The organism is Gemella sp. GH3, from assembly GCF_013415425.1.
GTDB lineage: Bacteria > Bacillota > Bacilli > Staphylococcales > Gemellaceae > Gemelliphila.
Genome location: NZ_JACBYC010000087.1, coordinates 54,017 through 79,934 on the forward strand (window position 1 = coordinate 54,017; position 25,918 = coordinate 79,934).

The window sequence follows — 25,918 nt, forward strand, 5'->3', positions numbered from 1 at the left end:
ATGTCAAAATTAAATATACCATTTTCACCACCAGATATAACTGAAGAAGAGATTGCAGCAGTAACAGAGGTTCTAAAGTCAGGTTGGATAACTACAGGACCAAAGACTAAAGAATTAGAAAAAAAATTATCAGATTATATGGGAACTTCTTGCACAGTATGCCTTAATTCAGCAACAGCAGCCTTAGAGCTTACTCTTAGAGTTTTAGGGATAGGAGAAGGAGATGAGGTTATAGTTCCTGCTATGACTTATACAGCATCTTGCAGTGTTATTTATCACGTAGGAGCAACGCCTGTATTAATAGATATCCAAAAAGATAGCTTTGAAATGGATTATAACAAGTTAGAACTAGCTATAAACAACAAAACAAAGGCTATTATTCCAGTTGATTTAGCAGGGATACCTTGTGATTATAATAAACTTTTTGATATATTAGACAGAAAAAAAGATTTATTTGTCGCTAATTCAAAATACCAAGAGCAACTAGGCAGAGTAGCAGTTGTTGCAGATTGTGCGCACTCTTTAGGAAGTGAGTATTTTGGTAAAAAAGCAGGAAATATTGCAGACTTTAGTTCGTTTTCTTTTCACGCCGTAAAAAACTTCACGACAGCAGAAGGTGGCTGTGTAACTTGGAAAGATAATGCTAACATTGATAACGATGAGCTTTACAAAGAATTTCAAATATATTCTTTACACGGGCAAACGAAAGATGCTTTGAGTAAGATGAAAGCAGGATCTTGGGAATATGACATAGTTATTCCAGGTTACAAATGCAATATGACAGATATTATGGCTAGTATAGGGCTTGTGCAATTTACTCGCTATCCAAAACTTTTGGAGAAAAGGTATGATATAGTTGATATGTATGATAAAGGATTTGAGGGAAGTAACATTATACCTTTAAAGCATAAAGGAACAAACTATTTATCATCGCATCATCTTTATATAACTCGTATTTTAGGAATTAATATTGAACAAAGAAATGAGATAATTAAAAGATTGGCAGAAATAGGAATTAGTGCTAACGTTCACTATAAGCCACTACCACTCCTAACAGCTTATAAAAATAAAGGATTTGATATAAAAGATTATCCTAATGCGTATAGTTATTATGAGAGTGAGATAACATTACCATTACACACTAATTTATCAGGTGATGATGTAGAGTATATAATAGAAAATTATAAAAAAATAGTAGCAGGTGTTCTTAATGGATAAAGCCATAGTAAATAATGAACTAATTAGTATAGTAGTACCAGTATATAATGTATCTGACTATCTAGAAAGATGTGTCGATTCACTAATAAATCAAAATTATTCTAATTTAGAAATAATATTGGTAGATGATGGTTCTACTGACAATAGTGGAGACTTATGTGATGAATTTGCAAAAAAAGATAGTAGAATAGTAGTATATCACAAAGAAAATGGTGGTTTGTCTGATGCGAGAAATTACGGGGTAATGAAAGCTAATGGAGATTATATAGGCTTTGTAGATAGCGATGACTATGTAAATTATAATATGTATAATCATTTGTACAATGTAGCCAAAGAAACTGATGCAGACATAGTAGAATGTAATGTAGTAAGAGTTTATGCAAACGGGCATACAAGATCACACTACAAAGGTCCAGAGTATAAAGAGATTATAGATACAAAACAATATTTAAAAGAAATTTTGTCAATGGATAGAGTTTATGGATCAGTATGGTGTAAATTAATAAAATCTCCATTAGCTAAGCAATTAAAATTTTCTTTAGGAAAATACTATGAAGATTTATTTTATAATTATGATTTATTTAATTTAGATAATCTAAAAATTGCTATTACTAGCGGTAGTTACTATTACTACTACATTAGAGAAAATAGTATAACTACGGAGAATTTTAATTCTAAGCATATGGATATGCTAGAAATTATGAATTTAATCCATGTATTCACTCTAGAAAATTATCCAGAATACGAAGAGATTGCATTTGTTAGATTAACTTTTGCATATTTATCTATTTTTAATAAATTAATAATGGTAGATAAATATAAAGATTTTTCGGAATATAGAGAAATTGTTAAATTCTTCAAAAATAATAAATATAAAATAATTAAATGTAAAAAAGCTTCAAGATCATTGAAATTAGCAGTTATATTATTACTTTTGAATAAAAATATGTATAAAAAAGTGTTGGTTCATTATAAGAAAAAAGAAATATTAAATAAATAATTTAGAGGTAAATTTATGAGTAACACAAAACTTGTAAGTATAATAGTACCAGTATATAATGTTGAAAAATATTTAGAGAAATGTGTCAATTCAATAATAAATCAAAGTTATGAAAACATAGAAATTATATTGGTAAACGATGGATCTACAGACAGTAGTGGTACTTTGTGCAATGATTTAGCAAGAAAAGATAATAGGATAAAAGTTTATCACAAAGAAAATGGCGGTCTTTCGGACGCAAGAAATTATGGTGTAGCAAGAGCGTCGGGAGATTATATAGGCTTTGTAGACAGTGATGACTATATTCACGAAGATATGTACAAACACTTGTACGAAATAATAACAGAAAGTGATGCAGATGTTGCAGAATGTAGTTTTTTAATAGTTTATAATGATAAACCAAGAAGTTATTATAGTAGTGAAGACTATTGCTTAACGTTAACTAAGGAAGAATATTTAAAAGAATATCTTAGTATGGAAAGAATATACGGAGCAGTATGTTGGAAACTTATAAAATCAGAAGTTGCGAGAAAAATAGAATTTCCAAAAGATAAATTTTATGAAGATGCCTTTTATACTTATGAATTAATAGAAGTTGCTAATAAATACGCTATAACTAATAAAGAGCTTTATTATTACATTATGCGTGATGGTAGTATAACTAATATGAATTTTAATAAAAAACATTTGGATAATATAAAAATAGCTGAGAAATTTGTTGATTATGTTTCTAATAATTATCCCAATCTATTAAGTTATGCGAAGTCCAAAGAAATGTATTCTTACTTTTCTGTATTTAACAAAATACTAGAACTTGATAACTATACAGAAGTTGAGGAGTATGAGCAGATTAAGAAATACTTTGTAGATAATAGAAGATTAATATTAAAAAATAATGTAATTTCTAAAAACAGGAAATTATCAGCTTTTATTATCAGCTTGAATGTAAGGTTGTATAAACAAATTTTGAAATTTTATAAAGGTAAAATTAGTCAATAGATTAAGGATAACATTTTATGAGAAAAAAAGTACTAATTGCTATTCCTTCTTTTTCTAGCGGAGGAGGAGCAGAAAAAATATTGTCAAATATTTTAATGAACGGAAATTTCGATGATTATGATATAGATATTGTAGAAATGTTCAGAGGAGATAAAGGATTAGAAAATTTACCAAAAGGAATTAATGTTATAAATTATTATAACTCATACAAATATAATAAATTTGTTAGTTTATTTCTGGATCAGTTTGGTAAATATTTCCCAAGTTTTTTGAGAAAATATTTGGTAAAAAAAGATGATTATGACGTAGAAATATATTTTGAAATAATGTATCCTGATATGCCTTTTACAAAAAGAGATATCAAGAAAATATCTTGGATTCATGGAAGTATAGAGGAGTTTGGTTTAGATGAATATGCTTGGAGAAAGAAAAGATATAGAGAGTATTTAAGAAATTCAAACTATATTGTAGCTATTTCGCAAAAAACTAAAAAGTCTATTACTGATATTTATCCAGAATTTAAAGATAAAGTTAGCTTGATTTATAATGGATACAATTTTGATAATATATATAAATTATCTCAAGACTCTAGGCGTGAATATATAAATAAAAATTCTATTTGCTCAATTGGTAGAATTGAAAAAGAGAAAGGATCCGATAAACTGTTAGACGTTCTTTTAAGGATACATAGTAAAGGGTATAAATATCATTTGTATTACATAGGTACAGGGACACAAGAAGAATTATTGAAAAGTAAAGTGCTTAATCTAAACTTGCAAAAATATGTTCATTTTCTAGGCTATCAAAAAAATCCTTATAAATATTTAATAGATATGAAATGTTTGGTATCAATGTCAGAGAAAGAAGGCTTTCCTGGTGTCATAGTGGAATCTTTGACTTTAGGAGTTCCGTTTGTATTTACTAATGTAGGTGGTGTTGAGGAATTATCATCTAATGGTAGGTACGGAAAAATTATTTGCAATGAAGAAGAAGCGGCTGACAGTATTATAAAATATGTGGAAAATATAGAAGGTATAGATAAAGAAGAAACTAGATTATTTATTAATCAATTTGATTTACAAGAGCAAGCACGCAAATTCAAAGAAATTATAGAATATTAACAAGGAGGACTTATGGCTTTTACGGTAAGTCATTTTATATTTGCATTTTTACCGTTGTCGGTATTATTATATTATATTTTAAATTTATTCAATAATAAGAAATTATTAAATATATATTTAATTATGATTAGTTTAGTATTTTATGCTACATCAAGTTTGAGAGCTACTTTATATTTATTTGCATTTATTACTATAATTTATATAGCAGGGTACTTTTTGGATAAATACAAAAATAATAATTTGTTTTTATTCAGTTTAGTTTTTGTAATTTTAATACTTAGTTATTTTAAGTATGCAAGCTATGTGATATCTCTTTTTAGAGAAGTTAGCCTAGTTGATACGATAAATATAATTGTTCCGCTAGGAATGTCGTTTATTGCTTTTGAATCAATTTCTTATTTAGTAGATATTTATACTGGCAAGCAAAAAAGAGGTAATATTATAGAAACCTTTTTGTTTTTCACATTTTTCCCTAAGATAACTTCTGGGCCGATAGTTTTATGGAGAGATTTTTATTCACAAATTACATCTAGATTTGTATCTGTAGATTTATTTTTCAGCGGTTTAGAGAGAATTATGATAGGATTTATAAAGAAGTGTCTTATTGCAGATAATTTAGGTAATGTTGTATTTAATATAAGTTCTAGTAATTCGTCTGGTATTGATTGGCAAAGTGCTATTCTTGGGGCGTTATGTTATTTCTTGCAGTTATACTATGATTTTTCTGGTTATTCAGATATTGCCATAGGGATTAGTAGATTATTTGGATTTGATTTTAAAGAGAACTTCAATTATCCTTATATTGCTACTTCTGTAGGAGAATTTTGGAGAAGATGGCACATATCACTAGGAACGTGGTTTAGAACGTATATCTATATTCCTCTAGGAGGAAATAGAAAAAATGTTTATTTAAATTTATTTATCGTGTTTTTATTAACAGGTATGTGGCACGGCTCAACTTTTAATTTTGTATTGTGGGGAATTCTTCACGGTTTTGTTGTTATGTTTGAAAGACTTGTTAGAAATAAAAATTGGTATCTAAAAATACCGATTGTTGTAAAATGGCTTGTAACTATGATAATAATTTATTTAACGTGGATTATATTTATGTTGCCTACTTTTTTTGATGTTTTAGTTTATTTTAAATCAATGATAGGCATTCCTAATGGTAATATTTATTTCACTTATGAATATTACTTTAATGTTAAGACTGTTTTAATTATGGCTGTGGGACTAATAGGAGCTATAATTGGAAAAAGTGAAATTTTAAAAACGTTGTCTAAAAGATTAAATAGTACAGTATCACTTTTATTAGTTAAAGAAGCATTACTAATTATATTTTTTGTTCTTGCTATATTAGAAATGATGAATTCTAGTTTTACACCATTTTTATATTTTCAATTTTAGGAGGTAAATGAAATATGAGAAAATTTAAAATAATTTTTATTACAATATTTTCTATAATTTTGTTTATACCTATACTGTTTTTAAATTGGAATAAAGATGTGGTTTCTAGTATGGATAATAGAAAACTTACAGATTTCCCATCAATGAACAAATTTAGTAATGAAACAATAGGTCAAGCCTTAAAGTTTATAGATGATAGAATCTATGGTAGAGAATATTTAATAAATAAAGATACAGAATTAAATGATAAGCTCTTTGATTTAATGATTCATCCAATATATACCTATGGTCAAGATGGTTATATATTTTTTGGTATGGAAGAGAGAAAATATACAGACTATCACAAAGAATTTGCTAATACGATAGTTACTCTTAAGGATTACGTAGAAAGTAGAGGAGCTAAATTTTATGTTGTTATAAATCCTGAAAAAACATCTGTATATACTAGATACTTGCCTAAAGGAGTTAATTATAATCGTTATTTTATAACTAATATCGAAAAAGAATTAGTGGCTAACAATGTAAAATTTGTAGATAATACGGATTTACTTACTGAAAAAAGTTATACTGAAAAAGTTTATAATAAGGAATATGATGCAGGACATTGGAATGATTTGGGTGCATTTTATGGATTGAATAATGCTATAAGATTAATGCAAAATGATTTTCCTGATATGGATAATTTAACATTAGATGACTTTGATATTAGTTACGAGAAGAAATTTTCGTTAGCTGTTTCTAAATTCAAAATAGATGATACAGTTCCTGTATTTTCGTTAAAAGAAACTAATTTTACAGATTTAACAGAGGACTATATTTCAAACGTTAAAGTAGATAGTCAAAATAATATGTTTAGTTATATACAAAATAATACTGATAATGCCAAAAATCTTGATAAAGGATTAGTTTTTCAAGGTAGTTATTTAAATGGTAGACTACAATATTTGCAAAATGTCTTTAGTGATTATATAGTCGTACATAACTATCATAATATTTTTAATATGGATTACTATTTTAATATGTTTAAACCTAATATTGTAGTGTTCGAAGTAGCAGAATATACTTTGAATGATACATATTTCCTATATGAAAAAATGAAAAATATAAACTTTAATCCTAGTATTAATAGTATTGAAAGTTTTGAATTAGGCAATAAGAAATTAGATTATAAAGAAGAGAAAAATAGTAAGATTACTACTTTAACTGTGTATAATCTAGGAGATGTACAATATGCTTATATATTGAGTAATGGAGAGGTGTTTGATTTAATAAAAGAAGATAATGTATACAAATTATCTACAGAAAGAGAGTTATCTTCTAATATTGAAGTAATTTACAAGGAAAAGGATAGTAATAATTATTATAAAAATTTTTTTAAGATAAGTTAATATAAAACTTAGGAGGCTGTATGAAGAAGTATTTAAATATTGAAACTTTACTAAAATATCCGATAATATTTTATTCTATATATTTTCTATATTTAGTAAGACCGGATTTTAAATTAATTAATCCTAATATAGGTGTTTATGAGAGTATGTTCCATTATTTATTAATGGGATATGGATTAATAATTATTTTATACAATTTAATATATAGAAAATATCTAGTTAAAGATATTAATATTATAGTTACTGTTTTACTTTCTATCTCAATTTTATTTACTATAATTTTAAATTTGAGAATTATAACTTTAGACTCAATAAAGACTTCTATTTTGACGGTATTTTCTATGGTTATAATGCTACCAGCGTATAAAATTTTAAGTGAAAAGTATAGTAAGGAACAAATATTTAAAATTATATTTTATCCAGCTATATTTTTAAAAATTATTATAAGTATATTATCTCTATTTATGTATTATTATAATATAAGCATATATATTATAGATAGAGAAACTCTAGATTTTCTTGGAATAAGATATGTAGAAGTTTTAAATGGTAATTTTACTCCGTTACTTTATGGGGTATATAAGGATCCGAATTATGGAGCTATGTATGGTATAGCAACTTTTATAGTAATTCTTTATATTTTATTCAGTAATAAAATTTCTCTAAGTAAGATAGAAAAAAGTATGATGATTTTATTCTTAATTATAGAATATAAGTTTATAGCTTTCTCAAATTCAAGAGGTGCTTTTTATTCTATCTATGTAGTAGGGGTATTATTAATATTAGTATATTTGATTAATGTGTTATATAAAAAATCTTTTAAAAATGGTTTGAAGAAATTATTCTTATTAGTAGGTGGATTGTTGGTATTTTCTTTAGGTTTTAGTGTCGTTCAGAAAGCAGGATTTTATATTTCACAAAAAAGTGATTTAAAGAATTACGTATGGGTATATGAAAATAATAAAATGAGGTATGTTTCACTAGATAGTTACAATAATTTAAGTAATAATAAAATAGCAGATGAACGCAAGATAAAAAATAAAGTAGTTACAGATAAAGAAGATTCTACAGAAGAATTAGGTAATGGACGTTTGACTATTTGGAAAGATGCATTAACTTTGTACAAAAAGAATCCAATATTTGGAATTGGTCCTAGTATGCAAAAAGTTAATGCTGATAGGTATGAAGATATCAGTATTCCATCTATGCAAGAAGGCAGAGCGATGCATAATAGTTATATAAATATTTTATTAAGTTATGGTATTGTAGGATTTTTAATTATAATATTATGGCTATTCACAATTTTATGCAGATTATTTTTCAAGCAATATTTTATCGGGAAGTTTAATGCAGAGTACATTATATTTTACGGTATGTTAGTATTGTTAGGAACTTATATGTTCTTGGACGCTGCATTTATTAATATAACTTATCAGCAAATATTCTTTATGTTTTTTGTTGGATATTTGAGCTTTGAGTATAATAAATTATATGATAATAGGAATGAATAATAATGAGAACTAAAAAAGCTTTTTATAATATTTTAACAACATTAATATTACAAATAATAACTATTATATCTGGTTTTGTCGTCAATAAACTATTTGTACTGTACTATGGATCTAGCATAAATGGTATGGTAGGAGGAGTTAATCAGATAATATCTGCTTTAGTTCTTATTGAAGCGGGTGTAGGGGCTGCTGCAACTTTAGCTCTTTATGATCCGTTAAGAGAGAGTAATATTAATAAAATAAATAAAATTTTAGGAGCTACTAAAAGTTTTTATTATCGTTCAGGAATAATATATATATTAGTTATACTACTCTTAGTATGGATATATCCACAGTTTATATCGTCTCAAATAGACACTTATAGTGTAAGGTTAATTATAGTTATTTTATCTTTAGGTAGTATTATAGATTATTTCTTTTTTGGTAAATATAGAGTTTTATTAACTGCTGATCAGAAGTTATACGTTATAAATATTTACCAAGGAATTAGTATGTTATTAAGTATGGTTGCAAGCATATGGTTAATATACAATGGGTATAGCTACTTTATAGTAAAGTTTGTAGCAGCAGTAATGTTATTTATTAGATTTGTAGCTGTTAAATTATATATAAATAAAAATTATAATGTTGAGTTTTCTAAAGATTTTTCTGGTATAAATTTATCGCAACGCTGGGGAGCATTTGTTCATCAAATAGCTACAGTTGTAGTATTTAATACAGATGTAATAGTTATAACACTATTTGGAGGATCAACTTCATTATTACTAGCGGGTGTTTATGTAGTTTACAATATGATATATACAGCATTATCAAATCTGGTTGGATCTATAACTAATTCTCTTATACCTAGTTTTGGTGATTTATTATTAGAAAAAGATTATGTTAAATTATATAATATTTTTAGTAACTTCGAATTTTTAGTATTTTATATAATTTATTTTGTATATACTTGTTTTACCGTTTTACTAGGTCCTTTTGTTAATGTCTATATGCAAGGTGTAACAGATGCTAATTATAATGATGGGAATTTAGTTATTTTGTTTTCTTTAATGGCGGTATTACAATCCATAAGGATACCTAGCAATACTATGATAGGAGCCAGTGGACACTATAAAGAAACTCAGTGGAGAGCAGTTTTAGAAGCTATTATAAATATTGTTTTTTCTATAGTTTTAGCGGGTTACATAGGTATTTATGGAGTGTTGATAGGTACTATAATATCGTTTCTATATAGAAGCGTAGATATGATATTATATAATAATAAATATATTGTTAAGAATACTCTACAAAAAACAATAAAAAGAATTTTATTAAATACAGCTAGTATGATTTTTATAGTTTATATATTTAGTAAAATCAGTGTATCGGTATCTAGTTATTTTGACTGGATATTGTATGCTAGCTTGATATCTATAATTGTACTAGCTTACTATACATTATTAAATTACATTTTTGAAAAAAAAGAAATAATAAATATTTTCAATTTGGCTAAATCTATTATGCACAAAAAAAGGACGTGAAAACTTTGAAACAAGCTTATTTGATTATTGCACATAACAAGTTTGAACAACTAAAATATCTAATAGAATGTTTAGATAATATAAATAATGATATTTATATATTTGTAGATAAAAAAAGTAATATATCAGAAGATGTTAAGGGTAAAATAAAGAATACTCCAAAATTTTCTAATTTATATTTTACTAAAAGGATTCCAGTTTATTGGGGAACTCACTCACAAATTGATGCGGAGCTAATTTTGTTTGAAGAATCTTTTGAAAAAAATAAGTATAGCTATTACCATCTTCTATCAGGAGTAGATTTACCATTACAAAATAGTAAATATATATATAAGTTTTTTGATAATAACCCTAATAAAATATTTATTACAAATGTAGCGGATAATATTTATTATGAGAATAAAATTTATAGAAGAATTAAATATAAACATCTATTTCCTAATCTTAGTGAGAGAAGATTTAATAGCTCACTTTTACAATTTTTCATAAGAAAATATAGAAGATTAGAAGAAGTTATACAAAAAATATGTAATGTAGATTATAGAAAAAAGTATAATATTGGAAATGGATATGCATCTAATTGGCTGAGTCTAGATGAAGAAACTGTTGATTTGTTGGTAAAAGATATTTCAAATATAAAAAAAATATATAAGAATACTTTAATAACTGATGAACTGTTTATTCCTATATTTATAAAAAAACATAATTTAGAATACAAAATATACCATAAAGAGAAATGGAATGGATTTAAAGGAGAATTTCAAGGCAATTTAAGGTATATTAATTGGTGGGATGGTTCTCCGCATACTTGGACAGATTCTAAAGAAGATATTAATCAACTTGAATATGCTATAGAAACAGGGCATTTATTTTCAAGGAAATTTGATTTAGAGAAATATCCTAAATTAAAAGAATATATTGCTACAAAAATAAAATAAATATTATTAGGAGATTTTTATGTTAGTTTCAGTAATAGTGGGTTTGTTGAATGAAGAAAAATATCTACCAAAATTAATAGAAGATTTTAAAAGACAGACATATCCTAAAAGTAAGATAGAACTTATATTTATAGATGGTATGTCAACAGATGATAGTTGGCAAATATTAGAAAATTTTAAAAGCAGTAATTCAGATTTTTATAATATACTTTTATTAAAAAATCCTAAAAAAATATTATCTGCAGGAATGAATATTGGTATTAAAGAAGGTAATGGATACTGTTTTTTAAAAGTGGATTGTCATTCACACATAGCAGATACTTTCGTAGAAAATAATGTAAAAGTCATCGAAAGTGGAGAATATGTGTGTGGAGGACCTAGACCTAACATAATAGAAAATGATGATAATTTTTCAAAAACATTATTACTCGTTGAAGAAAATATGTTTGGTAGTGGAGTTGCTAATTATAGAAAAGAGAGTAAAGTTAGTTATGTAAATTCAGTGTTTCAAGGAATGTATAGAAGAGAAGTATTTGAAAATGTAGGGTTGTTAGATGAACTTGTAGGTCGTGTAGAAGATAATGAGCTTCATTATAGAATTAGAAAATACGGATATAAAATAAGATATAGCAATAGTATATATTCTGAACAATATACTAGACCTAATCTTAAAAGGATGCTTAAACAGAAATATAGTAATGGTTATTGGATAGGAAAAGTTAGTCATGTTTATCCTGCGTGTTTTTCTATATTTCACTATGTTCCATTTTTATTTGTTATAGCAATAGCTTTTTCTTTAATATTAAGTGTGTGGAATAGTATATTTTTAGTATTGTTGTTTAGTATTTACGGACTTTTGATATTTTTAGTTTCTTTATTAGCGATACGAAAAAATAAATTTAACATATACAATTTGCTAATGCCTTTTTTAATATTTTTTGTTCATATATCTTATGGAATTGGAACTTTCGTAGGCTTAATTAAGGGATTTAATTGGAAAAAATGGTATAAATCTAATAGAAATTTAGAATATTTATAATTGATTTAATTGACAGATTATTGTTTTTAAAAACTATAATCTGTTTTTGTTTTATACTAATAAAAATTAATGTTTTTAGTTAAAATTTACAAGTAAATTAGTTTTTTTATAAATGATTTAATAATTTTTTCCTTTTAAATATTGTGTATAATTTAATGTTATTGTATTTACTTTAATTAAAATTTTTTGTAAAGAAATTTTAATATAAATACAAAATACTTGTTATTAATATATACAAATGTATATGGTATAATCGTCCTGTGTTTATATTAAAAAATCAGGAGAAAAGTAATGAATAACAAGAAGTTAAAAAAAATGTTGTTGACTTTATCTGTGATGAGTGCTCCCGCAATTGTTGCAGAAGTTTTAGATGGTAATGTAGCAGAAGCAAATTATAAAAATGGCTTAGTACAAGAGAATGGCAAAACATACTTCTACAAAAACGGAACAAAGCAAACGGATGTATTAGAAACAATAAACGGCAAAAAATATTACTTCGAGCATAGAGATTGGGGAAGCAATATGGCAGTAAGCAAGTGGTCATATAGTGGACGCAATAAGATGTGGTATTATAGCGACGCAAATGGAGTAGTAACGAAATCAAACACCATTTCTCCGTATGCCAAAAATGGAAAAATAGAAGAGAACGGCAAAACATATTTCTACAAAAACGGAACAAAGCAAACAGACGTTTTGGAAACAATAAACGGCAAAAAATATTACTTCGAGCATAGAGATTGGGGAAGCAATATGGCAGTAAGCAAGTGGTCATATAGTGGACGCAATAAGATGTGGTATTATAGCGACGCAAATGGAGTAGTAATAAAAACAAGTACCATTTCTCCGTATGTCAAAAATGGAAAAATAGAAGAGAACGGCAAAACATATTTCTACAAAAACGGAACAAAGCAAACAGACGTTTTGGAAACAATAAACGGCAAAAAATATTACTTCGAGCATAGAGATTGGGGAAGCAATATGGCAGTAAGCAAGTGGTCATATAGTGGACGCAATAAGATGTGGTATTATAGCGACGCAAACGGAGTAGTAACGAAATCAAGCACCATTTCTCCGTATGCCAAAAATGGAAAAATAGAAGAGAATGGCAAAACATACTTCTACAAAAACGGAACAAAACAATCAGATGTATTAGAAACAATAAATGGAAAACAATATTACTTTGAGCCAGTAGGTTGGGGAAGTAATATGGCAATAAGTAAATGGTCAAGAAGTGAAAAAACAAATACTTGGTACTATAGTGATGCAAATGGAGTAGTAACAATAACGAGCAAAACATCTCCTTACACTCAACAAAAAAATGGACTAGTACAAGAAAATGGAAAAAAATATTTCTACAAAAATGGATTAAAGCAATCTGATGTGCTAGAAACAATAAATGGGAAACAATATTACTTTGAACCAGTAGGTTGGGGAAGTAATATGGCAATAAGTAAATGGTCAAGAAGTGAAAAGACAAATACTTGGTATTATAGTGATGCAAATGGAGTGGTAACAAGAACAAGTAAGATTTCTCCTTATGCTAATAATAGCAGTACAGAACAAAAAACAAATCAAAACAATAGTTCTAATGTTACTATAAAAACTTTCCAATATAAAAATTTGAAAACTACTACAAATTATACTGCAGAAGATCTTAATAATATTATACGCCAAACAGGTGGTGTAACTAGTAAATTATTAAATAAAGGAGCAACTTTTAAAGAAGCAGAAAGAAGATACGGAGTTAATGCACTTTATCTTTTATCTCACGCAGCTTTAGAGAGTAACTGGGGTAGAAGTCGTATAGCAATTGATAAAAATAATTTCTTTGGAATAGCTGCGTATGATAATAGCCCTTATGAATCAGCGACGAAGTTTGATAATGTTGATGCAGGTATTTTGGGGGCAGCAAGATGGATTAACAGTAGATATTTAGTAGGTAATGCATTCCCAGCAAGAGGAGCTTATTTAGGTAACAAGAGTGGTGGTATGAATGTATATTACGCAACTGATCCAGAGTGGGGATACAAAATTGCTAGAATAATGTACAGTATAAATGAAAAATCAGGACGTAAAGATAGATAAAACGTAATAAAGTAGTCAATATTTACTTGATAATTTTTAGAAAATATAATATAATATTAAGTAAATTTTAGTAAAGATACGACTTTTTAATTTTAATTTTTAGAGAGAAACTGGTTGGTGGAAAGTTTTAATTAAATTTTATAAGTTATCACTTTACGAAACAAAATAAATATAGTTAATGAGTGCTCTTGAATTGAGTTAATAGAGGTGGTACCGTGAAGTATATTCGCCCTCTAACTTGATTCAAGAGTTTTTATTTTGAAAGGAGAAAGAATGGTAGAATTAAAAGACACGCTATTAATGCCAAAAACACCCTTCCCTATGAGAGGGAATTTGCCAAACAAAGAACCCGAGTTTTTGAAACGCTGGGAAGAAATGGATTTGTATAGAAAAATTTTGAAAAAAAATGAAGGACGCCCTACTTATGTTTTACACGATGGACCTCCGTATGCCAATGGTAATATACATATGGGACATGCTCTTAATAAAATTTTAAAAGATTTTATAGTTAAGTACAAAAATATGAATGGTTATCTATCTAACTATGTACCAGGATGGGATACACACGGACTACCTATAGAGCAAGTTTTAGTTAATAATGGTGTTGATAGAAAATCAATGCCAGCTAGTAAATTTAGAAATAAGTGTAAAGACTACGCCTTAAAGCAAGTTGATAAGCAGCGCAAAGACTTCAAAAAATTAGGGGTTATAGGAGATTGGGAAAATCCTTATATAACATTAGATCCTAAGTTTGAAGCAGAACAAATTAGAGTTTTTGGAAAAATGGTTGATAAAGGTTATATTTATCGTGGATTAAAACCTATTTATTGGTCTCCATCATCAGAGTCTGCACTTGCTGAAGCAGAAATTGAATATCGTGATCACACATCACCTTCTATATTTGTTGCGTTTGAATTAATTAGTGACACAGAATTGTTAGAAAAAGGAACTAAGTTAGTAATTTGGACTACTACTCCTTGGACATTACCTGCCAACGTAGCAATAGCTGTAAATAAAGATTTCATTTATCAAGTTGTTTCTTACAACGGGGAGAACTATGTATTTGCCAAAGATTTAGTAGAAAAACTAACTGCTGATTTTGGTTGGGAAAATGTTACATTAGGTAAAGAATTAACAGGTTTACAATTAGAAAAATTAGTATGTAAACATCCGTTTATGGATAGAGAATCGCTAGTTGTCTTAGGAGATCATGTTAGTCTTGATGCAGGGACAGGATTAGTTCATACAGCACCTGGTCACGGGGTAGATGACTATGAGGTAGCACATTTACAATATAAATTACCTGTAATCTCGCCTGTAAATCATCAAGGTATTTTAACAGAAGAAGCAGGAGAATTTTCAGGGAAATTCGTATTTGATGCTAATAAGGATATTATTGCGCGTCTTAATGAATTAGGTGTACTTTTAAAACAAGAAAATATTGTTCACTCATATCCTCATGACTGGAGAACGAAAAAACCTATTATATTTAGGTCAACGCCACAATGGTTCTGTTCAGTGGAATCATTTAGAGGAGAGTTGTTAGAAGCTATTGATAGAACGAAGTTTTATAGTGAATGGGGTAAACCTAGACTTTACAATATGATTCGTGATCGTGGAGACTGGGTAATTAGTAGACAGCGTGTATGGGGAGTACCAATACCTGTATTTTATGCTGAAAATGGACAACCTATCCTAGATGCTAAATTAATAGAACACGTAGCTAAAATTTTTGAAGTAGAGGGATCTAATGCCTGGTTCTACAAAGAAGCTAATGAGTTATTACCGGAAGGCTATACGCATCCTGATAGTCCGAATAGTATATTCGTAAAAGAAATGGACATTATGGACGTTTGGTTTGATTCAGGAACATCTCATCAAGGATGCCTAGCTATTAGGGAAGATTTAACTTACCCAGCAGACTTGTATCTTGAGGGAAGTGATCAATATCGTGGATGGTTCAACTCATCATTAATTAATTCTGTTGCTGTATCAGGGGAAGCGCCTTATAAAGAATTAGTTTCAGCAGGATTCGTTATGGATGGAAATGGACATAAGATGAGTAAATCTCTAGGGAACATAATTTCACCTAATGACATAGGAAAACAAATGGGGGCAGAAATTATACGTTTATGGACATCAAGTGTAGATTATACTCAAGACGTACGTATATCTAATGAAATATTAAAACAAGTTACAGAAACATATAGAAAATTACGTAATACTTATAGATTTTTACTAGGAAATATATACAATGGAACTTTTGATCATAGAAAAGATTTATTAGCTTATGCTGAGCTAACAGAACTCGATAAATATATGCTAATTAAATTTGAGCAAGTAGTAGCAAAAATGCTAGGATACTATGAAAATTATCAATTTAATAACGTAATGAATGAACTTACGAACTTCTTTAATGTAGAGTTATCATCATTCTATCTAGACTACGGAAAAGATATTTTATATATTGAAGATGAAAGTTCTCACATTCGTCGCAGTATGTTGACAGTACTATACACTATTTTAGACAAAACTGTTAGATTAATTGCACCGATATTGTCATTTACAGCAGAAGAAATTTATGATAATATGCCTCATAAAGAAGATGAGTCTATTCATTTAACAGATTTCCCTAAAGTGAGTTTAATAGATGATAAACAATTAGAAGATAAATGGGATAAACTATTAGAAGTACGTGATGATGTCCTAAAAGCACTAGAAGAAAGTCGTAATGAAAAAGTTATCGGTAAGTCATTAGAAGCTAGTGTAGAAATTTATAGTAAAGACGAGAATTTAGTAGAATTATTAAAATCAGTTGATAATTTACATCAGTTATTTATTGTTAGTAAGGTAAATGTGAAAGAAAATATTGGTAAAGAATATGATTATACTACAATACTAGTAGATAAAGCTACTGGAGAACGTTGTGAAAGATGTTGGAATATTGTAGAATCTCTAGATGAAGATGGACTTTGTCCTCGTTGTGAAAAAATTTTGAAAAAATAAACTAATATTAACTTCATTTAAACAAAGTAGTATAGAATAAAGATATGTTAGTAATATCTACTAACATATGCTATAAAACTTAATAATTTTTTTCATAATAATAAAGCCTCCTAAAGCCATTTTAGGAGGCTCTCCTTTTTTATGTAAGCTGAGAACAATAAGCATAATATTAAAAATAAACAAATAGCTATTATATCTTTCATTAGTAATTGCTTGTTTGTTTGGAGAGAAATATTTGATAATTTTTATAAAATAGCAATATTCAATCTTGTATATTTGAGGGAAGTATAAGATTTAGTATAATTTTATATAATTATTTTTTGGATAATTGAATAGAAGATAATTTAAGAATATATTAGTAAAATAGATAGATTATGAGAGCTATAAGAGAATAGGGATTTTAGGGAAAATAAATAATGACTTTTAGCGTGGATTGATAATAAATAAAAAGTTTTTATTGTTAGATGCAGTAGCTTCTAGCTCAGATGTAGAAAATGTAGATGATGTTTAAATAATGAATACATTAATGTTTATAATGATAATAACCTGAAAAATAATAATTATAATAAAAAGGAGAAAGGCGTATCATCTTCTGATACGCCTAAATATTTATGAAAAAATTTAAATTAAATATGTTCGGTACACTGTAATTTTATACCATATTCTTTAATTTTACTTAAAAATTTAAATTAAAATTAATTTCTTTTTTATTTACAGACTTTAGATAGTTATTCGTTCTAGAAAATGGTCTACTTCCAAAGAATCCCCTATATGCAGATAGCGGACTAGGATGTGCAGATTCAATAATAAAATGTTTATTTCTATCTATTAGACTTTTTTTGCTACGAGCAAAACTACCCCATAAAATAAATACAACGTTATTGCAATTTTTAGAGATCTGTTTAATTATATAATCTGTAAAATCTTCCCAACCTATATTGCGGTGACTTGCAGGAGAATTTTTTTCTACAGTTAATACAGCGTTTAATAGAAATACTCCTTGGTTATGCCAAGGTGTTAGATTCCCTGACTTTGCAAAAGGTATTCCTAAGTCGTCTTCTAATTCTTTATAAATATTTATTAAACTTTTCGGTAGTGGAACTCCATCTTTTACCGAGAAACTAAGACCACAAGCTTGATTATCGTTGTGATAAGGGTCTTGTCCTAGTATTACTACCTTTATATCGTGTAAAGCTAGATCAAAAACTTTAAATACTTCATTTTTTGGTGGGAATATTACTTTATTTTGTCTAGATTCGTTAATTTTATCAACTATATTTGCCAAATGGTCTCTATTAGGATAGTTTTTAAAAATTTCTTTCCATGAATTATGCATAATTTTTCTCCGTCGTAATTTTAATTATATAAGTAGCATATCACATATTATAGTTAATATCTAGTATGGAAAGAATATGCAAAATGTGTCTAATAGAAAACTTTATATCTCCAATCGAAAAAAGTTGACTTTTAATAAAAATATTGTATACTAATACTTAGAGAAGATATAAAAATGCTAGCTAAAATATCTATCTCTTTAAAATATAATATAGAATTAAGGGGTACAATATGAAAAAAAATACTATGTATATGGGGGCTATAATGTCAACGTTGCTTATATCTAATCAGGCGTACGCAATGGACAATGGTGATGTTAACAAAATAAATGACTCACTTGCTGCTACTGAGGATAAAAATATAACAGAAGAAGTTAATTTAGATAAAGACTTAGCAACTATTGGCAGTAAAAACATAGAAGAGAATAATCAGTCTAAAGGGAAAACACTTGAAGAACTTATTGCAAATGAAGAGAGTCAAAGTGAAGAATTACCTAAGGAAGATGAAATAGAAGAAGGAAGTGTAAGACCTGTTAGAAACCCTAATATAACTCCTTATAAATCTTCAGTTCAATTAAGATTAGAATATGGTGATTATAAAGGAGAACATGAAAGTTTTAGAAATAGTTACGGAACAGGTACTATAATAGGAGATAATTATATTCTTACAGCTGGTCATGTAGTGGCAGCAGATGGAAGGGACAGTATTGCTACAGGGGGAAAGGTTGTATCAAGTGTAAAAGACAAAGATGGTAATTTTATTACATTTGAAGTAGAAAAGACAATTCCATTTCCTAAATGGCTAACAGCGGATAAGTTTAGTGAGAGATTTGACTACGATTTAGGTCTTGTGAAAGTTAAGCCAAATAGTGATGGCAAAACTATAGGTGAAGTGCTAGGAGTTATTAATGTAAATAAGAGTAATAAAAGTAGATTAGGAGAAAAAGCTGGATCTTCTGGTTATCCATATTATTATTATATGAAATATAAATTTTCTCAGTGGTATAATGTGGGAAAAATTATAGATGAAGATGAGTATATTTATGAAACTGATTATTACACTTCTGGAGGAGAATCGGGAAGCGGTTTGATTAATAGTGATAATGAGCTTGTGGGAGTTTTATCTAGAGGGAATCTAGATGTATCTAGATATATAAGGATGAGACCATTGTTTCTTGATTGGTTAAAAGATAACGGCGTATTCAATGCTGTAATACCAAATGAAAAAAAAGAACAAGATAATAAAGACAATGACAATTCACTTGAAGAAAAACAAGAAAAAAATAATAATGAAAAAAATAAAGAAAATGAGTTAGATACAAAAGAAGAAAAATTAGTGGAAAACTCTAATAAAATAGATGATTCAATAAATAAAAATAATTTGGTTACTCAAATTAAAAATGATAATAAATCTTCTGATACCGATAATACAAAACAGAAAAAAACTTTATCTAATACTGGACAAAGTAACAACTTAGCATATGGAACTATAGGTTTGGCTTTATTCGTAGTAGTTGGGTATTTATTAAGACGTGTGAAAAAATAAATATATACATAAAAAGTATTTAAAGTATTTGCTTTAAATACTTTTGTTTATACTCTCAAGAAAAATATTATAAACATAGCTGTTAATTATGATAATGTATTAATTAGATGTTGCAGAAAAATATATATTCAAAATATTTAGAAAATTCCACATAAAAGTATGGAATTTATGTTTATAATATTTTATAATTAAGAAAACAAATGAATATAGGAGGAACTATGAGCGAGTTAAAGTTAGTAGATAGAAAAGATGTGGAAGAAAAATATACATGGGATATTAGTTTAATTTATAAAGATAGCGAAGAATTTCGTAACGTTTTAGAACAACAAAAATTAAAATTAAAAAAATTTAAAGAAAGTTATGAGAATATTTCTTTTGATTTAGATACTTTTGACATAGCTATAAGAGAGTTTGAAGAAATAATTGAAGAATCTAACAAACTGAGTCATTATGCATTTTTACCTATGACTGTAGATAGATTTAATACAGTATCTATAGAGAATGAAAGTTTTTACAATACTTATAGAACTTTAGAAGCAGCTAATTTAAGTTTTTTCACAAGTAAATTATATACTTTAAGTGATAATTTCTTAGATGATTTTGTAGCTAACAAGCGATCTGATTTGAAGTATTACTTTGAAAAAGTAAAGAATAATAAAAAGCATATCTTATCAAAAGAAGCAGAATCTGTTTTAGCAACATTAGGTAGTTTACCAGATTTCTATAATCTGTATGAAATAACTAAGTTTGAAGATATGAATTTTGATAGCTTCGAAGTTGACGGAAAAACTAGAGAAAACAGCTATGTACTTTATGAAAATCTGTATGAAATGGATAGAAATAAAGATGTTCGTCGTAAAGCTGCAGAAAGTTTTTATAAAACTTTGAACAACTATAAAAACACTACTGCTAATGAATATATTTCACATATAAAAAAAGAAAAAGCAATTGCTACGATGCGAGGTTTTGATAGTGTTATAGATTATTTGCTTAATCAACAAGATGGTAATCGAGAATTATACGATAGACAAATAAAAACTTTAATGTCAGATTTAGCACCACATATTAGAAAATATATTAAATTATTATCTAGAGAACACAATATTTCTGATATGACATTTGCAGACTGCAAAATAGATCTTGATCCCGATTATGAAGTTGATATGTCAATTGATGAATCAAGAGAATATTTAAAAAAATCTTTGGCTGTTTTGGGTGAAGATTATCTGAAATTAATTGATGAAAGTTATGACAAGCGTTGGACAGATTTTCCTCAAAATAAAGGAAAATCTACAGGAGGATTTTGTGCTACGGTTCCTAATATAGCTAGTTATATTTTGTTATCTTGGACAGGGAAAATGAATGAAGTTTTTGTTTTAGCTCATGAAATAGGACACGCTTATCATTTTATGAGTACAGGTAAGCATCAAACTATGTTAAATTTTGATTGTCCATTATATTTTGTAGAAGCACCTTCTACTTGTAATGAAGTTATAGTTTCAAATTACTTATTAAGTTCTAGCCAAGATGCTAGGTTTAAACGTTGGGTAATAAGTAATATGATAAGTAGAACATATTTTCATAATATGGTAACTCATTATCTTGAAGCAGTTTATCAAGATAGAGTGTATAAAAAAGTGGATAATGATGAGTTTTTAAATGCAGATGTTTTATCACAAATTAAAAAAGATGTTTTGACAGAATTTTTTGGAGATAGTTTAGAAATAAATGATGGAGCAGGGTTAACTTGGATGCGTCAACCACATTATTATATGGGGTTATATCCATATACTTATTCTGCTGGACTTACGATAGGTACTGCAGTAGCTAATAAAATTGATAAAGATAATTCATTAGCAAGTAAGTGGCTTTATACTTTATCAAAAGGAAGTAGTATGTCAGCTTTAGAATTGGCTAAATTAGGAGGTTGTGATGTTTCAACAGAAGAACCTCTAAAAGAAGCTATATCTTATGTAGGATATTTGGTAGACGAACTTTATAGACTTACGGACGAAATTAAAGAAGGTACGAAATAACAGAGTTATTTATATCGTTATATAAAAATATTAAAATTAGTTTTAACTATTTTATGAAATAATTAAAGTCAGTATTAAGATGAAAATACTGGCTTTAATTTTGAAAAAATAATTAATTATTTTTTGTTGTTATATAAAAATTGGTTTAATCTATCTATATATTGTATTTCTATTACAAAAATAATTTATAAGTTTTGGTTGGATCAGAATCAATTTTATTAACTTATACTTATCTTGAATAGTTATTTTGTAGAAATTTGCGACAATTTTTACTTTGTTATAAAATAGTTGTAAAGATTATTTACTTTAAGGAGATTGTAGAATGAAAGTAGCTGTAGTAGGTAGTGGAATAGTAGGCGCAACATGTGCTTATTATTTATCAAAAGAAAATGTTGAGCTTACTGTTTTTGATTATGGAGTAGGTCAGGCGACAAAAGCCTCTGCTGGAATAATTAGTCCGTGGTTTTCTAAAAGAAGAAATAAACCTTGGTATAAAATGGCAAGATTAGGTGCAGATTTTTATTTGAAGCTAGTAGAAGATTTGCAAAAAGATGGATTCTCAACAGATTTCTACAAACAAAGCGGTGTATATTTACTGAGAAAAGATGATTCTAAATTAGAAGAGTTGCTAGAAATAGCAGAAAATAGAAAAGAATTATCGCCTATGATAGGAGATTTAAAAATTATTTCTTTGGAAGAAGCTAAATTAAGTATTCCTAACTTCAATAACAATGGTAGAGTTTTATTTGCTAGTGGTGGTGCTAGAATTGAAGGAGAAAGATTTGTAAATTCACTTTTGAATGCTTCAAAAGCACGAGTTATACGAGAAAAGGTAGCAATAGAATTAGAAAATGATAAATATAAAATAAAAGGAGAAACTTTTGATAAAGTTATTATAGCAGTAGGAGCTTGGGCAAAAGATATTTTGGCTCCCTTAGGATATGCAGTAGATGTTAGACCGCAAAAGGGACAGCTTAGAGATTACAGAATAACGGATAAAAATAGTGGTAATTATCCTGTGATAATGCCTGAGGGCGAACTAGATATAATTCCCTTTGAAGATGGTATAATAAGTGTAGGGGCTACTCACGAAAATAATATGGGATTTGATTTGACTATTGATAAAGCTAAGTTAGATGATTTTGGTTTAGAAGCACAGTCATTTTTACAAAGTCTAAGTGCTGCAGCTATAATAAATGAGCGTGTAGGTATAAGAGCATATACTAGTGATTTTTCTCCTTTTTATGGAGAGATTTTAAATAGTAACGGTTTATATGTTGCAAGTGGCTTGGGATCTTCAGGATTAACTACAGGACCGTTGATAGGTTATGAATTAGTTAATATAGTTATGAATAAGAAAACAATTTTAAATGTAGATGATTATCCAGTAAGTCGTTATATTAAAAAATTATAAAATAATTGTAGCTTAGATGATTAAGTAATCTTTATCATTTAGGCTTTTTTAAATAAAATTATATATTAGATGAATTTTAACTATGTATAAAAGTGTGATATAATGTATGGAAATAATTTTATGGAGGATTTTTTGTGAATTATTTAACTACGCAAGAAGTAGAGAACTCAAAAAAGAATATTAGTATTATTAAGCCTTATAAAACAACAAAAGAGATAATATTTTCTAATGTTTTTACGTATTTTAATGGTATGATTTTGATACTTGCTATTTTTGTAGCAACGACGTTTAGATTTGAAAATTTGTTGTTTGTTTTTGTTATTTTTATTAATACGGTAATAGGTATTTATCAAGAAGTTAAATCAAAGAATGCTTTAGAAGAACTAAGTTTACTTAGTAAAAGTAAATATAAGGTTAGTAGAGATAAAAAAATTGTAGAGGTTGATAGTGAAGAAATTGTTTTAGGAGAATTTTTGCATCTTAATCTCGGAGATCAAATTCCTTGTGATGGTATTCTTATTTCTGGAGAAATAGAAGTAGATGAATCTTTGTTAACTGGAGAAAGTGATAATATTTATAAGCAAGCTAATGATAAAGTTATGAGTGGTAGTAATGTTGTTAGTGGGAGTTGTGTAATAAAAACAACGGCAGTAGGAGAGGATAGTTATATAAATCGTCTTGCTCAAAGCACTAAACAATTCAAAAAATATCCGTCTAAACTTAGAGATTATTTAGATACTATTTTAAAAGTAATTTCTGTGTTGTTGTTACCAATTGCACTAATGCTATATTATAGAGGAAGTTCTAATGGTGAGAATTATGTAGAGATTGTCTTAAAAAGTGCGGGTGCTTTAGTAGGTATGATTCCAGAAGGATTAATTTTGTTGGTTAGTGTTTCTTTGGCGGTATCAGCTTATAAGTTAGCGAAAAAAAAAGTTTTAGTTCAGGAGTTATATTGTGTAGAAACACTGGCTAGAGTAGATGTTTTATGTTTTGATAAAACAGGAACTATAACTACTGGTAATATGAAAGTTGTATCTATTGATGACAAAGTAAAGAATGTACTGTCGAATTATTTAAGTTATTTTAACGATGAGAATAACACTTCAAGAGCGTTAAAGGAGTATTTAACATCGACTAAAGATTGGAACGTTATAAAGACAAAGCCATTTTCAAGCAAAGATAAATATTCATATGTTCAAGTAGAGAACGAGGGAACGTACTTTTTTGGAGCTTATGAGTTTTTAGGGTTAAAAGAAAATATGTCTGAAGAATATGAAAGTTATAAAGAAGAAGGATATAGAATTTTAAGCTTAGTAAAAACTACTGGATTTGTAGAAACACCTATGAATACAGAATTAGTTGGTCATGTAATTTTAGAAGATGAAATAAAAGAAAATACTAAAGAAACTTTTGAATATTTTAATAGTCAAGGAGTAGATATAAAAATAATTAGTGGTGATAATCATAAAGCTGTTCTAGGTGTTGCCCAAAAGGCAGGATTTAAATCTTATGCACAAGCTGTAGATATGACAAAAGTTTCTGATGAAGGTTTTGAAAGAGTAGTATTAGAAAATGATATTTTTGGTCGAGTAACACCAGCACAAAAAGAAAGAATGGTCGAAGTACTACAAAAATATAAGAAGACAGTTGCTATGAGTGGTGATGGGGTAAACGATGTTCTAGCTTTAAAGAAAGCAGATATAAGTTTTGCTATGAACGGAGCTACTAGTGCAGCTAAGAGTGTTTCTAATATAGTATTTTTAACTGATGATTTTGGAGTATTTTATAATATTTTAATGGAAGGGCGTAGAGTTATAAATAATATTCAAGAAGTTGCTTCGTTATTTTTGACGAAGACATTCTTTTCAATTACTTTTGCTATATTAACAGTTTTGATAGGTCTTAGATTTCCATTTATCCCTATACAATTTACTATTATTTCGGCTATAACTATAGGAATACCTTCATTCTTCTTGACTTTTGAAGAGAATAAAGAGAAAGTTAGAAATAACTTTATGGTAGATGTATTAACTAATGCTTTTATTGGTGGAAGTATTTTAGTTAGTGCGATAGTAGCTGTGAATATTGCTAAACTAGATGCTACTCAAGCAAGTTTAATTTGTTTCATTTTAGCTTTAATAAATGGATTATTAATGGTTTATAAAGTTAGTATGCCATTAAATAAGTACAAATTGTTACTATTAATACTTCTTATTGTAGGAGCTATTATAGGCATAATAATAAATATTGTGTTCTTGAATAATGGGTTTATGAATTTTTCTAAATATTCTCTTATATTTTTACTAATAACTACTTTTATTGCTTGTGTAATTCATTTAATATCCATTAAAAT

General features: G+C 27.6%; 17 protein-coding genes. 16 read left to right on the forward strand and 1 reads right to left on the reverse strand.

The annotated features are described in order from the left end of the window. The 12 genes from HZY83_RS02975 to ileS all read left to right on the forward strand — a co-directional run bounded on the left by HZY83_RS02975 (window position 1) and on the right by ileS (window position 17,232). Entirely contained in the window at window positions 1–1,218 is a 1,218-nt protein-coding gene (locus HZY83_RS02975; protein WP_179942589.1) for a DegT/DnrJ/EryC1/StrS family aminotransferase, read from the forward strand. Next, window positions 1,211–2,218 (forward strand): glycosyltransferase, encoded by a 1,008-nt coding sequence (locus HZY83_RS02980; RefSeq protein WP_179942590.1) that lies wholly within the window; start codon window positions 1,211–1,213, stop codon window positions 2,216–2,218. Before HZY83_RS02975 ends, HZY83_RS02980 begins: the two co-directional genes overlap by 8 nt. A gap of 15 nt (window positions 2,219–2,233) precedes the next feature. Next, window positions 2,234–3,217 carry a glycosyltransferase gene (locus tag HZY83_RS02985; protein ID WP_179942591.1) on the forward strand — a complete coding sequence of 328 codons (984 nt, stop codon included), beginning with the start codon at window positions 2,234–2,236 and terminating at the stop codon, window positions 3,215–3,217. Between the two features lie 17 nt (window positions 3,218–3,234). Beyond that, entirely contained in the window at window positions 3,235–4,338 is a 1,104-nt protein-coding gene (locus HZY83_RS02990) for a glycosyltransferase (protein WP_179942592.1), read from the forward strand. Window positions 4,339–4,350: 12 nt separating this feature from the next. Next, window positions 4,351–5,745 (forward strand): MBOAT family O-acyltransferase, encoded by a 1,395-nt coding sequence (locus tag HZY83_RS02995; RefSeq protein ID WP_179942593.1) that lies wholly within the window; start codon window positions 4,351–4,353, stop codon window positions 5,743–5,745. A gap of 14 nt (window positions 5,746–5,759) precedes the next feature. Beyond that, complete coding sequence (locus HZY83_RS03000) at window positions 5,760–7,133, forward strand: alginate O-acetyltransferase AlgX-related protein (protein ID WP_179942594.1); 1,374 nt, start codon at window positions 5,760–5,762, stop codon at window positions 7,131–7,133. Window positions 7,134–7,153: 20 nt separating this feature from the next. After that, window positions 7,154–8,644: an O-antigen ligase family protein gene (locus tag HZY83_RS03005; protein ID WP_179942595.1), complete on the forward strand. Its 1,491-nt coding sequence runs from the start codon at window positions 7,154–7,156 to the stop codon at window positions 8,642–8,644. 2 nt (window positions 8,645–8,646) lie between these two features. Beyond that, on the forward strand, window positions 8,647–10,164 hold the full coding sequence (locus HZY83_RS03010; RefSeq protein ID WP_179942596.1) for a polysaccharide biosynthesis C-terminal domain-containing protein: 1,518 nt from the start codon (window positions 8,647–8,649) through the stop codon (window positions 10,162–10,164). A 5-nt stretch (window positions 10,165–10,169) separates the two neighbouring features. Further along, entirely contained in the window at window positions 10,170–11,102 is a 933-nt protein-coding gene (locus HZY83_RS03015) for a beta-1,6-N-acetylglucosaminyltransferase (protein WP_179942597.1), read from the forward strand. Between the two features lie 19 nt (window positions 11,103–11,121). After that, a complete protein-coding gene (locus HZY83_RS03020) occupies window positions 11,122–12,141 on the forward strand; it encodes a glycosyltransferase family 2 protein (protein ID WP_179942598.1) in 1,020 nt (339 codons plus the stop codon). Window positions 12,142–12,432: 291 nt separating this feature from the next. After that, complete coding sequence (locus HZY83_RS03025) at window positions 12,433–14,226, forward strand: glucosaminidase domain-containing protein (protein WP_179942599.1); 1,794 nt, start codon at window positions 12,433–12,435, stop codon at window positions 14,224–14,226. 273 nt (window positions 14,227–14,499) lie between these two features. Further along, the gene (ileS, locus tag HZY83_RS03030; RefSeq protein ID WP_179942600.1) at window positions 14,500–17,232 is read left to right on the forward strand and encodes an isoleucine--tRNA ligase; all 2,733 of its coding nucleotides are present in this window, start codon (window positions 14,500–14,502) and stop codon (window positions 17,230–17,232) included. A 676-nt stretch (window positions 17,233–17,908) separates the two neighbouring features. Here the strand turns inward: ileS and ung are convergent. Next, on the reverse strand, window positions 17,909–18,568 hold the full coding sequence (gene ung / locus HZY83_RS03035) for a uracil-DNA glycosylase (protein ID WP_179942601.1): 660 nt from the start codon (window positions 18,566–18,568) through the stop codon (window positions 17,909–17,911). A 230-nt stretch (window positions 18,569–18,798) separates the two neighbouring features. On the opposite strand from ung, the gene HZY83_RS03040 reads away from it, so the two are divergent. The 4 genes from HZY83_RS03040 to HZY83_RS03055 form a co-directional block, all read left to right on the forward strand. Then, entirely contained in the window at window positions 18,799–20,112 is a 1,314-nt protein-coding gene (locus tag HZY83_RS03040) for a trypsin-like peptidase domain-containing protein (RefSeq protein WP_179942608.1), read from the forward strand. Between the two features lie 218 nt (window positions 20,113–20,330). Then, the gene (pepF, locus tag HZY83_RS03045) at window positions 20,331–22,148 is read left to right on the forward strand and encodes an oligoendopeptidase F (protein WP_179942602.1); all 1,818 of its coding nucleotides are present in this window, start codon (window positions 20,331–20,333) and stop codon (window positions 22,146–22,148) included. A 322-nt stretch (window positions 22,149–22,470) separates the two neighbouring features. Beyond that, window positions 22,471–23,562 (forward strand): NAD(P)/FAD-dependent oxidoreductase, encoded by a 1,092-nt coding sequence (locus HZY83_RS03050; protein ID WP_179942603.1) that lies wholly within the window; start codon window positions 22,471–22,473, stop codon window positions 23,560–23,562. Between the two features lie 134 nt (window positions 23,563–23,696). Continuing rightward, on the forward strand, window positions 23,697–25,918 hold a 2,222-nt coding region (locus tag HZY83_RS03055), incomplete at its 3' end, for an HAD-IC family P-type ATPase (protein WP_179942604.1).

Coding starts and splice junctions, on each gene's coding strand:
- HZY83_RS02975 (WP_179942589.1), top strand. CDS start 1: ATGTCAAAATTAAATATACCATTTTCACCACCAGATATAACTGAAGAA.
- HZY83_RS02980 (WP_179942590.1), top strand. CDS start 1,211: ATGGATAAAGCCATAGTAAATAATGAACTAATTAGTATAGTAGTACCA.
- HZY83_RS02985 (WP_179942591.1), top strand. CDS start 2,234: ATGAGTAACACAAAACTTGTAAGTATAATAGTACCAGTATATAATGTT.
- HZY83_RS02990 (WP_179942592.1), top strand. CDS start 3,235: ATGAGAAAAAAAGTACTAATTGCTATTCCTTCTTTTTCTAGCGGAGGA.
- HZY83_RS02995 (WP_179942593.1), top strand. CDS start 4,351: ATGGCTTTTACGGTAAGTCATTTTATATTTGCATTTTTACCGTTGTCG.
- HZY83_RS03000 (WP_179942594.1), top strand. CDS start 5,760: ATGAGAAAATTTAAAATAATTTTTATTACAATATTTTCTATAATTTTG.
- HZY83_RS03005 (WP_179942595.1), top strand. CDS start 7,154: ATGAAGAAGTATTTAAATATTGAAACTTTACTAAAATATCCGATAATA.
- HZY83_RS03010 (WP_179942596.1), top strand. CDS start 8,647: ATGAGAACTAAAAAAGCTTTTTATAATATTTTAACAACATTAATATTA.
- HZY83_RS03020 (WP_179942598.1), top strand. CDS start 11,122: ATGTTAGTTTCAGTAATAGTGGGTTTGTTGAATGAAGAAAAATATCTA.
- HZY83_RS03025 (WP_179942599.1), top strand. CDS start 12,433: ATGAATAACAAGAAGTTAAAAAAAATGTTGTTGACTTTATCTGTGATG.
- ileS (WP_179942600.1), top strand. CDS start 14,500: ATGGTAGAATTAAAAGACACGCTATTAATGCCAAAAACACCCTTCCCT.
- ung (WP_179942601.1), bottom strand. CDS start 18,568: ATGCATAATTCATGGAAAGAAATTTTTAAAAACTATCCTAATAGAGAC.
- HZY83_RS03040 (WP_179942608.1), top strand. CDS start 18,799: ATGAAAAAAAATACTATGTATATGGGGGCTATAATGTCAACGTTGCTT.
- pepF (WP_179942602.1), top strand. CDS start 20,331: ATGAGCGAGTTAAAGTTAGTAGATAGAAAAGATGTGGAAGAAAAATAT.
- HZY83_RS03050 (WP_179942603.1), top strand. CDS start 22,471: ATGAAAGTAGCTGTAGTAGGTAGTGGAATAGTAGGCGCAACATGTGCT.